Annotated in this window: 6 protein-coding genes and 1 pseudogene; 2 read left to right on the top strand and 5 right to left on the bottom strand. The window is 72.0% G+C overall.

Features of this window, described 5'->3' with window-relative positions; all coding sequences use genetic code 11:
- The first annotated feature begins 90 nt into the window (after positions 1–90).
- Complete coding sequence (locus tag F1D61_RS21005; RefSeq protein WP_203153848.1) at positions 91–2439, top strand: PAS domain-containing sensor histidine kinase; 2349 nt, start codon at positions 91–93, stop codon at positions 2437–2439.
- A 243-nt stretch (positions 2440–2682) separates the two neighbouring features.
- Here F1D61_RS21005 and gcvA read toward each other — a convergent pair whose 3' ends face one another.
- A complete protein-coding gene (gene gcvA / locus F1D61_RS21000; protein ID WP_203153839.1) occupies positions 2683–3561 on the bottom strand; it encodes a transcriptional regulator GcvA in 879 nt (292 codons plus the stop codon).
- Positions 3562–3686: 125 nt separating this feature from the next.
- Between gcvA and F1D61_RS20995 the strand changes: the two genes are divergently transcribed.
- Complete coding sequence (locus F1D61_RS20995; protein WP_203153837.1) at positions 3687–4514, top strand: EamA family transporter; 828 nt, start codon at positions 3687–3689, stop codon at positions 4512–4514.
- Here F1D61_RS20995 and F1D61_RS20990 read toward each other — a convergent pair.
- From F1D61_RS20990 to F1D61_RS20975, 4 genes and pseudogenes are all read right to left on the bottom strand, one after another.
- On the bottom strand, positions 4420–5145 hold the full coding sequence (locus tag F1D61_RS20990) for a DUF1203 domain-containing protein (RefSeq protein WP_203153835.1): 726 nt from the start codon (positions 5143–5145) through the stop codon (positions 4420–4422). The genes F1D61_RS20995 and F1D61_RS20990 overlap by 95 nt on opposite strands.
- A 99-nt stretch (positions 5146–5244) precedes the next feature.
- Positions 5245–6885, bottom strand: a complete 1641-nt coding sequence (locus tag F1D61_RS20985; RefSeq protein WP_203159187.1) for a methyl-accepting chemotaxis protein — start codon at positions 6883–6885, stop codon at positions 5245–5247.
- A 377-nt stretch (positions 6886–7262) separates the two neighbouring features.
- Positions 7263–10166, bottom strand: a complete 2904-nt coding sequence (locus F1D61_RS20980) for a bifunctional [glutamine synthetase] adenylyltransferase/[glutamine synthetase]-adenylyl-L-tyrosine phosphorylase (RefSeq protein ID WP_203153833.1) — start codon at positions 10164–10166, stop codon at positions 7263–7265.
- A pseudogene (locus F1D61_RS20975) lies at positions 10163–11586 on the bottom strand (ATP-binding protein). Before F1D61_RS20975 ends, F1D61_RS20980 begins: the two are co-directional and overlap by 4 nt.
- Between the last annotated feature and the right edge of the window lie 74 nt (positions 11587–11660).

Raw genomic sequence — 11660 nt, 5'->3', positions numbered from 1 at the left:
GCTTGTGGAAATGCCAGATTGAGGCTCGATTCGGGGGCCTGCCGGGAACCTCCGCGGCATCTGTCTTTTTGTTCCGTTGGGGGTTTCGGTATGCTGGAGGCGGATCCCGCCCCCTTCTCGGCGCGTGCCGCGACGATCCTGGGAATCAGCCGGGTCTCGAAGGCCGCGCACCAGCGCCTCGCCCATGCGGAATCCTGGCTCCGCTTCGCCGTTCCGGCGATGCTGGCGGCCTTCCTGCTCTGCCTCGGCACCGTCACCGCCCTGCAGCTCTCCGGCCACCGCGAGGAGGTGGTGAGCGACGCGCGGCGCGACATCGACCTGGTGGCCCGCCTGACGGCCGGGACGCTCCCGGCCTCGCTCGCGCGCTCCCCCGGCGCGGTACCGTCCGAGGTGATGACGCCGGCCGCCTTGCGCGAGCGGCTGGTGCGCCTGCTGCCGCCCGGCGGCCTGCCGGCCGGCCGCTCCGTGCTGCTGATCGGCGCCGACGACGCGATCCTGGCCGCCTTGCCGGAGCAGCCCGGGCTGCCGCGCCAGTTCGGCGAGTTCGTCGGCGAGGTGCAGGTGCTCGGCATCATGGGCGAACGCGCCGGGGTGCTCAACGTCGTGCTGGGCAACGGCGAGCGGGCGCTGGCGACGGTGCGCTCGGTCGCCGGCGGGGCCGGGATCAGCCAGGTCGCGGTGGTCCAGACCCTCGATTCGGTCACCGCCCTCTGGGCCGGCCGGGCGCGCATCGCCGCGGTGCTGGTCGGCGCCGTGACCCTCGTGGTGGTCTGCACCGGGCTGGCCTACGCGCTCCAGGCCGACCGGGCTCGCGCCGTCGACCGGGTCTGCGAGCAGGTGCGCCAGCGCCTCGACACGGCGCTCGGCCGCGGCCGCTGCGGCCTGTGGGACTGGGACATCCCCCGCGGCCGGATCTACTGGTCGGATTCGATGTACCAGCTCCTCGGCTACGTGCGGGAGCAGGAATTCCTCTCCTTCGGCGACGTCAACGCCCTGGTCCACCCGGACGACACCGATCTCTACGGGCTCGCCCGCCAATTGGCGGCCCGCGACACCACCGTCGACCACGAGTTCCGCATCCGGGCCGCCGGGGGCGAGTGGGTCTGGCTCAAGGCCCGGGCCGAGATCGTGCAGGACCTGGAGGACAATGGCCGGCACCTCGTCGGCATCGTCATCGACATCTCGGAGCAGCGGCGGCTGGCCGAATCGACCGCCACCGCCGACATGCGCCTGCGCGACGCCGTCGAGGCGGTGTCCGAGGCCTTCGTGCTCTGGGACGCGCAGAACCGCCTGGTCCTGTGCAACTCGAAGTTCCGGCGCCTGCACGCGCTGACCTCCGACGAGGCCCAGCCCGGCCGCCGCTACGACGCCATCATGGGGCGCGCCGCCCTGCCGACCGTGCGGCGCGAGATCCCCGCCGGCGAGTTCCCGGAAGCGGGAGCCCGCACCTTCGAGGCCGAGCTCGCCGATGGGCGCTGGCTCCAGATCAGCGAGCGCCGCACCAAGGATGGCGGCTACGTCTCGGTCGGCACCGACATCACGGCCCTGAAGAGGCACCAGGAGCGGCTCGTGGAATCGGAACGCCAGCTCATCGCCACCATCGCGGACCTCAAGCGCTCCCGCCGGACCCTCGAGATCCAGACCCAGCAGCTCGCCGACCTCGCCGAACGCTACCTCGACCAGAAGGCACAGGCCGAGAGCGCCAACCGCTCCAAGTCCGAGTTCCTGGCCAACATGAGCCACGAGCTGCGCACGCCGCTGAACGCCATCCTGGGCTTCGCCGAGGTGATGGAGAGCGAGGTGTTCGGATCCCTCGGCTCCGAGAAGTACCGCGAATATTGCCGCGACATCCGCTCCAGCGGCCATTACCTGCTGTCGGTGATCGACGACATCCTCGACATGTCGCGGATCGACGCGCGCCGGGTGAAGCTCGCCAAGCAGCCGGTCGCCGTGAGCGAGGCGCTAGAGCGCGCCCTCAAGCTGATCGCCGAGCCGGCCCGGATGAAGGGGCTCACCGTCAGCGTCGAGATGAGCGCCGACACCCTGGTGATGGCCGACGAGCGGGCCCTGCACCAGATCCTGGTCAACCTGCTCCAGAACGCCGTGAAGTTCACGCCCGAGGCCGGCCGGGTGGCGGTGCGCACACGGCGCGCCATCGATGCGGTCCACATCTTCGTCGAGGATAGCGGCATCGGCATCCCGAAGGCGGCCTTGCCGAAGCTCGGCTATCCCTTCGAACAGGTCGAGACCAACTTCGCCCGCAGCTACAAGGGCTCGGGGCTCGGCCTCGCCATCGCCCGCTCGCTCGCCGAGCTCCATGGCGGGGGCCTGCGCATCCGCTCCGAGGAGGGCACCGGCACGATCGTCCTGGTGCGCCTGCCCCGGCCCGGCCGCACCGAGGCGGCCGAGGCGCAGGAGGCGGCGGAACTCCAGGCGTGAGGCTCGCGCCGCTTCGCGACTCCTGGAGCCTATTCGCGTGATCAAACCGAATTGACACCCTCGATGTCATCCTAGGGCCGCGAAAGCGGAACCCGGGATCCATAACCGCTCACCTTTCCAGACAAAGCCGACAGCGTTCCGCATCATCCTGGACAATCCGCGGTTCTGGATTCCGGGCTCCGCTTTCGCGGCCCCGGAATGACCCGGAGGGTGTCAAGACTGTCGAGAAAGTCGAACGGTCTCTCACGCCGTCGTCGCCAACCACTCGCAGAAGGCCCGCACCACGGGATCGTCCCGGCGGGCCTCCGGTACGTAGGTGTAGTAGCTGCGCGCCGGCAATGCCGGCCCCGCGAAGGGCAGCATCAGCCGACCCGCCGCCACGTCGTCGGCGACGAGCCGCGTCGGGCCCATCGCGACGCCCAATCCGTCGAGCGCCGCCTGCAAGGTCAGGTAGACATGCTCCAGCGTGATCGAAGCCTGCGGCTCCAGGTCCGGCACTCCGGCCGCCGCCAGCCAGTGCGGCCAGATTCCCGGCAGGGTCGCCGCGTGCAGGAGCGTGTGGCGTGCGAGCTGTGACGGATTGTCGAGCGGCAGCCGCTCCAGCAGGGCCGGGCTGCAGACCGGGATCCGCTCCTCGGTGAGGAATTCCTGCCCGACATGGCCCGGCCGAGAATCGGGGCCGCCGCGGATCGCGACGTCGTAGGGCCCGGCCAGTTCGGCGAGCGGCACGGTGGAGGTCGTCAGCCGGACCTCGATGGCCGGATGGGCGCGCTGGAAGGCGTGCAGCCGCGGGATCAGCCAGCGCAAGGTGAAGGTCGCCAGCGTGTTCACGTGAAGAATTCGGGCCTGGCCGCGCTCAAGCTGCCGCGCGGTCGCGAGCGCCACGCGGTCGAGGGCCGCGCCGATTTCGGCGAGGTAGCTCCGTCCGGCTTCCGTCAGCACGACCCGCCGGTTGTGGCGCACGAACAAAGGCACGCCGAGCCAGGCTTCGAGGGCCTGCACGTGCCGGCTGACCGCGCCGTGGGTCACCCGCAGCTCCTCCGCCGCCAGGGTGAAGCTGCCGTGGCGGCCGGCCGCCTCGAAGGCCTTCAGGGCGTTGAGCGGCGGCAGGCGGCGATGCACGTGTCAGGTTTCCTCACGCGAAAGCCACCATAAGGCGTTTGTCGGCGCGCGGCGAGGGCGGCATGCTCCGGGCTCATGAACACCACGACCGACGGATCGCCGACGATGGATCGAGGGCCCGCCGCATGACCCCGACCGTCCTGGTCGGCGTCGTCTGCGCCGCCATCCTGCATGCCGGCTGGAACGCGGTCCTGCGCGGCGGCAGCGACCGGCTGTGGTCGATGACGCTGATGATGATCGCCGTCGCGTGTGCCTCGGCGGTGGCGGTGGTGTTCCTGCCCTGGCCGGGGCCGGCGAGCTGGCCCTATCTCGTCGCCTCGGCGGCGATCCATGCCGGCTACAACCTGTCCCTCGTGCGGACCTACCGCTCCGGCGACCTCGGCCAGACCTACCCGATCTCCCGCGGCTCCTCCCCCGTCCTCGTCGCGCTCGGGGCGGCTCTGTTCGCGCACGAATCGCTCACGCTGCTTGCCGTCCTGGGCGTCGCGCTGGTCTCTGGCGGCATCCTGTCCCTCGCCCTCCAGGGCGGGCGGCTGCGGGCGGATTTCCTTCCCGCCGCCTGTCTCACCGGCCTCCTCATCGGGGCCTACACCGTCGTCGACGGGATCGGCGTGCGCCTGTCGGGCAACAGCCTGTCCTACGCGGCTTGGATGTTCCTGCTCTGGAGCCTGACCATGCCGCCGCTCTACCTCGGCTTGCGCAGAACGACGCCGTCCTACAGCGCCCGGCAGACGGCGATGGCGCTCGGCGGCGGACTCGTCTCGATCCTCGCCTACGGCATCGTCATCTGGGCGATGCAGTTCGACGCGATGGGGACGGTCTCGGCCCTGCGCGAGACCAGCGTAGTCTATGCGGCGCTCATAGGACGGGTCTTCCTCGGGGAGAGCTTGAGTCCGCGCCGGGTCGCCTCGTGCCTCGCCGTCGCGGCCGGCGCGGCGTGCCTGGCCTGGTGAGGGACGTCGGAGCCCGGTCGAGGGAAGCGACGGTCTCGATACCCACCGCGCCAGTCCGGGGCCGCGCACGCGGAGCCCGGAATGACGCGACGGGTTCGGGATCTGTCGAGATCAGCCGCAAACCGCTCTCATCCTCGACAAGCCTCTGCCCGCCCCTCCCCCGCTCGACCCGCACCAGCAGGCATCCCGGCCGCGCCGTGTGGATGTTCACGAAGGCCGTACGGGGATCGTCGAGCGCGCGGGCGAGGGAAGCGTCGATCTCCGCCCCGGCACAGACATGGCCGAGGTCGTAGAGGCATTGGTGCTCGCCGTCATAGGCCCGGACCGAGACGAGGGGATTCGCCCGCACGATCGGGGCGATCTCGTCGGCCGCGTCGGAGCGCGGACATTCCGCCTCGTGCAGTAAGATCGGGCTCGGCGTCCAGTAGATCCCGAGCGGCTTCGGCAGGTCGTAGGACCCGAGGAGCATGGCCTCGCCCGGCCGGGCGAGGCGCAGGCAGTGCCGGCACGGGTAGCCGCCGCCCGGCATCGCTATGATCCGCCGGAGCGGATTGCCGCGGTCGTCCAGACCGGTCGCCCGGAACCGGGCGGCCGTCTCGGTCTCGATCGCGATACAGTGGAAAGCGGTCATCGGGTCACCTCCGGGACCAGCCCTACGGCGTCCGGAGCAGAGGTTTCATCCCGCTTCTTGCGCCCGAATCGCGGAGGCGATCATGGCGCCCGCGACGCGTCAGGCCGCCCGCACGGTGGCGAGGAAGCGCGCCACCTCGGCGCCGAGATGCTCGGACTGGCGCGACAATTCGGTGGCCGAGGCGAGGACCTGGGTCGCGGCGGCGCCCGTTTCCTCCGCGGCGCCGGCGACGCCCGCGATGTTGCCGGTCACCTCGCCGGTGCCGGTCGCGGCCTGGGAGACGTTGCGGACGATCTCCTGGGTGGCGACGCCCTGCTCCTCGACCGCCGCCGCGATGGCCACGGTGACGGTGTCGATCTCGCGGATCCGGGCGGTGATGGCGGTGATCGCCGAGACCGTCTCGCCGGTCGCGCTCTGCACGGCGGTGATCTGCTGGCCGATCTCCTCCGTCGCCCTGGCGGTCTGGGCGGCGAGTTCCTTCACTTCCGCCGCGACCACCGCGAAGCCGCGCCCCGCCTCTCCGGCCCGGGCCGCCTCGATCGTGGCGTTGAGCGCGAGCAGGTTGGTCTGCGCGGCGATCGACGAGATCAGGCCGGCGATGTCGCCGATCCGGCCGACGATGTGGCTGAGTTCGCGCACCTGGGCGCCGGTCCGGTCGGCCTCCGCCACCGCCTGGCGGGCGAGGCCGGCCGAGCCATCGACCTGGCGGCCGATCTCCTGCACCGAGGCGCCCAGCTCCTCGGCCGCCGCCGCGACGGTGCCGACATTGGAGGCCGCCTCCTCGGCGGCGGCGGCGACCGCGGCGGACTGGCTCGCCGTCTCGGTCGCGGTCCCGGTCATCTGCCCGGCGGTCGCCTGCAACTCGGTGGCCGAGGTCGAGACGATGCCGACGATGCCGCCGACCGTCCGCTCGAACCCGTCGGCGAGGTCCATCATGGCGCGCCGGCGCGCCTCGGCCGCCGCGGCGTCGGCGATCCGCTTGATCTCGGCTTGCTCGGCGGCCTTCTCGGCCACCATCGCCTTGATGCCCTCGACCGCCCGGCCGATGGCGCCGATCTCGTCGCCCCGGCGGGCCTCGGGAATGTCGGCGTCGATCTCGCCGTGGGCCATGCGGTCCAGAATGCGCACCAGCCGACCGATCGGACGGGTGACGCCGAAGACGGAGACCAGTGCGACCGCCACGAGGCCCAGGGCCAGGCCGAACCCGCTGACGGCCATCAGGCGCATGCGGGTGGCGTTGGTCTCGTCGGTCAGCCTGTCGGAGGCCCTGGTGACGTAGTCCTGGATGTCGTCGGCGAGTTTCCGGGTTTCGTCGCGCTGTCCGCCCAGGACGGGATCGACGCTGCGCCGGACCAGGTCCAAAGCGTCGGCATTGCGATGGGTGATGCCGAGGTCGCGCACCGCCTTCAGCTTGCTGGTGAGGTCGTCGAGACCGTGGGCGAGCGCGTCGATGCGTGCCGCGAAGGTCGGCGCCTGCTCGCGCAGGGCCGCGACGGTCGGCTTGAGGAGGGCGAGGGCCTCGTCGAATTCGGCACCGGCACGATGCATCTGCGCCTGGTCGGTCTCGGCGATGATGCGGAACGTGGCGGAGGTCAGGGTGTAGAGGGCGCGGTTCAGGCGGCTGGCGCTCGCCGTCGCCCGTGCCTCGCGCACCAGGAACACGCTGTAGGCGTCGTCGATCGCCGTCATGCGCTCCTGCGCGTACCAGACGCAGCCGCCGACCAGGGCGGCGATCAGCATGACGGCGGCAGTGAGCTTGTGCAGAATCTTGAACTTGGCGAGCACGGCCGCGGTCCCCAATCGATATCCGTTGCGCCGCACAAAACGACAGAGTACTTAACCCGGCGTAAAACCTGCGAAATCCAGGGAGTGACGACAGGCTATTCGCATCGGTTTTCCCGTAACCATCGTTCGGCTCCACGACTGTGCAACCCTGTCGTGCGCGTTAGTTCTTGTCCGGCTTGCCGTCAGATCAGAACCGGAGAGTCGGCAGGCCGGCAAAGCAGGAGGCCGGCGGCGTGGGCGAGCCACGGCGATGCCGCGGGCCGCGGCTCTGCGTGAGCCGCGAGACGACCATGCGACGACGGATCTTCCCGGTCGCGCATCCGGCGCGCCCCTCACGCCAGGATCGTCCCGAACGCCTCCCGCACCCCGGCCCGCGTCTCGGCGAGCTGCGCGGCGAGCGCCGCCTCGTCGGGCTGGCCGAGCGCCGCGGCGAGGCGGGCGCGGGCCGCCGGCGGGGCGGTGCGGCCGAAATCACCCTCGACCATCAGGCGCTGCCAGTGATGGGCGTCGTCGAGGAGCCGGTAGGCGGTGACGAGGCGACCGGCGAGGCCGGCCTCGAGGAGGCCGTGGCGGCCGGCCCGCTCCAGCACCTCCGGCGCGTCGAGGCCGACGAGGTCGGGATGGGCCGCGGCATGGGACAGGACGAGGGCCTGGGCGAGGAAATCCAGGTCGAGGAGCCCGCCGGGAGCGAGCTTCAGGTCGAGGGGGCCGTGATCGCCCTTCTCGCGCTCGATGAGCGCGCGCATCGTCCGCACCTCCCCGACGACGCCGCGCACGTCGCGGGTCTGGCGCAGGACCTCGACGGCGGCGGCTTCGGCCTCCCGCATCAGGCTCGCATCGCCCGCGACGGCTCTGGCGCGAGTCAGGGCCATGTGCTCCCACAAGGCCGCCTCCTCGCGCCAATAGGCCGAGAAGCGCTGCCACTGGTTGGCGATCGGTCCCTGCCCGCCGCTCGGGCGCAGGCGCAGGTCCACCTCGTAGAGCCGGCCGCGCCGCGTCGGCACGGTGAGCGCGCCGACGAGGCGCTGGGTCAGGCGGTTGTAATAGACCGCCGCATCGAGGCGGCGGCGTCCGTCGCTCTCGCGGTGTTCGGGATCGAAATCGTACAGGACCACGAGGTCGAGGTCGGAATCGGCGGTGAGCTGGCGCGAGCCGAGGCGTCCGAGGCCGAGCACCGCGATGCGGCCGCCCGGCACCCGGCCGTGATCCTCGGCGAAGGCGGCCTCCACGGCGCGCAGCGCCGCCGCGATGGCGGCATCCGCGATGCCCGCATAGGCCCGGCCGGCACCCGCGGGCGGCAGGATGCCGGAGAGGAGCCGGGCGCCGGTGACGAAGCGCAATTGCCGGGCGGTGTCGCGGCTGCGGTCGAGGAAGTCTTCCAGGTCCCGGGGCTGGCCGAGGCCGAGGCGGAACTGCTCGGACAGCGCCCCGGCCTCCGTCACCGGCGCCACGAAGGCGGGGTCGATCACCGCGTCGAGGACGTGCGGGCTGAACGCGACCGTGTCGGCGAGCCGCGGCACGGTGCCCAGCAGATCGGCGAAGAGCAGCCGCAGCCGCTCGTGCGAGCGCAGGATGGTGAGAAGCTCGACCGCCGCCGGCATCCGCCCGAAGGCGCGGTCGAGGGCGGCGAGCGCCCCGTCCGGGTCGGCGGTGCCGGACAAGGCCTGGATCAGCGCCGGGACCAGCTCGGTCAGGACCTCGCGGGCCCGCGGGCTCGTCACCGCCGGGCGGCGGCCGAAATGCCAGCCCCGCACCGTCTCGGTCGCCCGCTCCGGCGCCCGGAAGCCGAGGCGGCTCAAGGTGGCGAGCGTGCCGGGATCGTCCTCGACGCCGGTGAAGACGAGGTCGCCGACCTCCGCGGCCAGATCCGGCTCGGCCTCGAACAGCAGGGCGTAATGCCCCTGGACCCGGCGCGCTTGCGCCGTCAGCGCCTCGCCGAAGGCGGCCTCGTCGGGGTAGCCGAGGAAATGGGAAAAGCGCGCGAGTTTGGCGGTGTCCTCGGGCAGGCGCTGGGTCTGCTCGTCGGCCACCATCTGCAACCGGTGCTCGACCGTGCGCAGGAAGCGGTAGCTCTCGGAGAGCTCGTCGCGGGCCTCCGGGGTGATCCACCCCTCGTCGTGGAGGGCGGCCAGCATCTCCAGCGTGCGCCGGCCGCGCAAGGTGGGGCGGCGGCCGCCGAAGACGAGCTGCTGGGTCTGGACGAAGAACTCGACCTCGCGGATGCCGCCGCGCCCGAGCTTGATGTCGTGGCCGGCCACCGCGATGGCGCCGTGGCCGCGCACCGCGTGGATCTGCCGCTTCATCGCATGCACGTCGGCGATCGAGGCGAAGTCGAAGTATTTGCGCCAGATGAACGGCCGCAGCTCGGCGAGGAATCCGTCCGCTAGCGCGTGATCGCCGGCGACCGGCCGGGCCTTGATGAAGGCCGCGCGCTCCCAGTTCTGCCCCACGGTCTCGTAATAGGTATAGGCGGAGGCCAGCGACAGGGCGGTCGGGGTCGAGCCGGGATCGGGCCTGAGCCGATAGTCGACCCGGTGGACGTAGCCGTCGGCAGTACGCTCCTGGAGGAGCTTGGCCACCGCTTGCGCGATCCGGCTGAAGAACGGCGTCGCCTCGACGCCGTGGCGCAGCGGCGCGGTGTCGGGATCGAACAGCACGATCAGGTCGACGTCGCTCGAATAGTTCAGCTCGCCGGCCCCGAGCTTGCCCATGCCAAGCACGATCAGGCCCGACCCGCCTTGCGGCCGGGCGGGATCCGGCGGCAGGAAGCGGCCGGTGCCGGCGGCCTGAGCGAGCGCCGCATCGACCGCGGCGCTCACCGAGGCATCGGCGAAATCCGAGAGCGCCGCCGTCACCTCTTCCAGCGACCAGACCCCGCCGATATCCGCGAGCGCCACCAGGAGCGCGTGGGCGGCGCGGTTGCGGCGCAAGGCCCGGGCGACGTCGCCGCCGGCGAGGCCGGCCGCGCGCTGGTCGGCCAGGATCGCGGCGTTCGACTCCTCGGGCGGGCGCGCGAGCAGCCCGGCGAGCCGGGCCGGCTCGCGGGCCGCGAGGCCCCACAGGAACGGCGAATGGTCGGCAAGGCCCAGCAGCAGGTCGCGGGCCGGGCCGCCCTCGCCGAGGAGCGGAGCGAGATCGGGCGCTTCGGCGAGGAGGTCGGCGAGCCGGCCCTGCGCCCGCTCCGGTTCGGCGAGGCGGGGCGCGGCGGTGAGACGAGCGGAGAGCGGCCCGGTCATGCGGCGATCTCCTTCGGAGCCTGGTCGCGCAGGGCGGGCAGCCGCAAGGTCGCGCGCAGGCCCGGCGCGTTGTCCTCGAGCGCGAAGGTGCCCTGGTGCAGGCGCGCGACGGCGTTGACGAGGCTCAGGCCCAGTCCGAATCCCGGCCGGGTCCGGGCGGTCTCCAGCCGCACGAAGCGTTCCAGCACCCGGCCGCGCTCGGCCTCCGGGATGCCCTCGCCCCGGTCGGCGACCGACAGCACGATCTCGCCCTCCTCCCGCCGCGCCGCGACGCGGAGTACCGGCTCGGCCGCCGAATCGACGGTTTTCTGTCCGTATTTCAGGGCGTTGTCGATCAGGTTCGCCATCGCCTGTCCGATCAGTTCGCGGCTGCCATGCAGCTTGAGGCCGTCCTCGACCTCGGCCGTCAGGGCGATGCCGCGTTCCTCCGCCACCGCTTCGTACAACTCCGCGACCTCGAGGGCGACTGCGCCCGCGTCGAATTCCGCCAGCCCGTCGCGAGGAGCGTTGCCGGCCTCCAGGCGGGCGATCATCAGGAGCGCGTTGAACACCCGGATCAGGTTGTCGCTCTCCTCGATATTGGCCTCCAGGGCCGCCCGCAGGGCGTCCGGGTCGTTGCCCTCGCGGAGCGCCGCGTCGGCCTTGTTGCGCAGGCGGGTGAGCGGGGTCTTGAGGTCGTGGGCGATGTTGTCCGAGACCTCGCGCATGCCGCGCATCAGCTCGCCGATCCGGTCGAGCATCGCGTTGAGGTTGCGCGCCAGCCGGTCGAGCTCGTCCCCGGTGCCGGCGAGCGTCAGGCGGCCGTCGAGGTCGCCCGCCATGATGGTGCGGGTGATGTCGGTCATCTGGTCGACGCGCTTGAGCACGCGCTGGGCGATGAACCAGCTGCCGAGGAAGCCGAGGCTGACCACCAGCATCAGCGACCAGGCGAAGGCCCGACCGATCACCGCCCGCAGGCGGTCGCGCTCCTCGACGTCGCGTCCCACCAGCAGGCGGAAGCCCCCCGGCAGGGTGAAGATGCGCACGATCGCCCGGTGGTCGAGGCGGTCGTTGTCGGTGTTGCGGGCATACGCCGTCTCGGTCTGGCCGGGCTCGGCGAGGGTGCCCGGGGCAGCGCCTCGACGTTGCCGGCGACGTGCTCGCCGGCCGGGGTGGTGACGAGGTAGAGCGAGGCGCCCGGCTCGCGCGAGCGGCGCTCGACCACGCCGACGAGGCGGCGGATGCCGCCCGCGGCGTATTGGTCGGACAGCCCGTTGATCTCGGCCTCGATGGTCGAGACGATCTGGTCGTCGAGGACGCGCCGGGCGTTCCAGGCGACGTAGCCGAGGGCGAAGAACGCGAAGGCGGCGAAGACCAGGAGGTAGGCGAGCGAGAGCTTGAACGCGGTGGTGCGGAACAGGGCGCCGAGGCGGGCGAGGATCCCCTCCTGTCTCCCGTCCGGTCCTTCGCTCGCCGGACCCGCATGCGCCGGCCCCGCATTCGCCGGCCCCGCAT

Origin of the sequence: Methylobacterium aquaticum (assembly GCF_016804325.1) — a bacterium.
Taxonomy (GTDB): domain Bacteria; phylum Pseudomonadota; class Alphaproteobacteria; order Rhizobiales; family Beijerinckiaceae; genus Methylobacterium; species Methylobacterium aquaticum_C.
Note: the sequence above shows the minus strand (reverse complement) of the source record. Positions and strands in the feature narration are given on the sequence as shown.

Excerpts from the sequence above, each read along its gene's own strand:
- F1D61_RS21005 (WP_203153848.1), top strand. The coding sequence starts at position 91 with ATGCTGGAGGCGGATCCCGCCCCCTTCTCGGCGCGTGCCGCGACGATC.
- F1D61_RS20995 (WP_203153837.1), top strand. The coding sequence starts at position 3,687 with ATGACCCCGACCGTCCTGGTCGGCGTCGTCTGCGCCGCCATCCTGCAT.
- F1D61_RS20990 (WP_203153835.1), bottom strand. The coding sequence starts at position 5,145 with ATGACCGCTTTCCACTGTATCGCGATCGAGACCGAGACGGCCGCCCGG.
- F1D61_RS20985 (WP_203159187.1), bottom strand. The coding sequence starts at position 6,885 with ATGCTGATCGCCGCCCTGGTCGGCGGCTGCGTCTGGTACGCGCAGGAG.
- F1D61_RS20980 (WP_203153833.1), bottom strand. The coding sequence starts at position 10,166 with ATGACCGGGCCGCTCTCCGCTCGTCTCACCGCCGCGCCCCGCCTCGCC.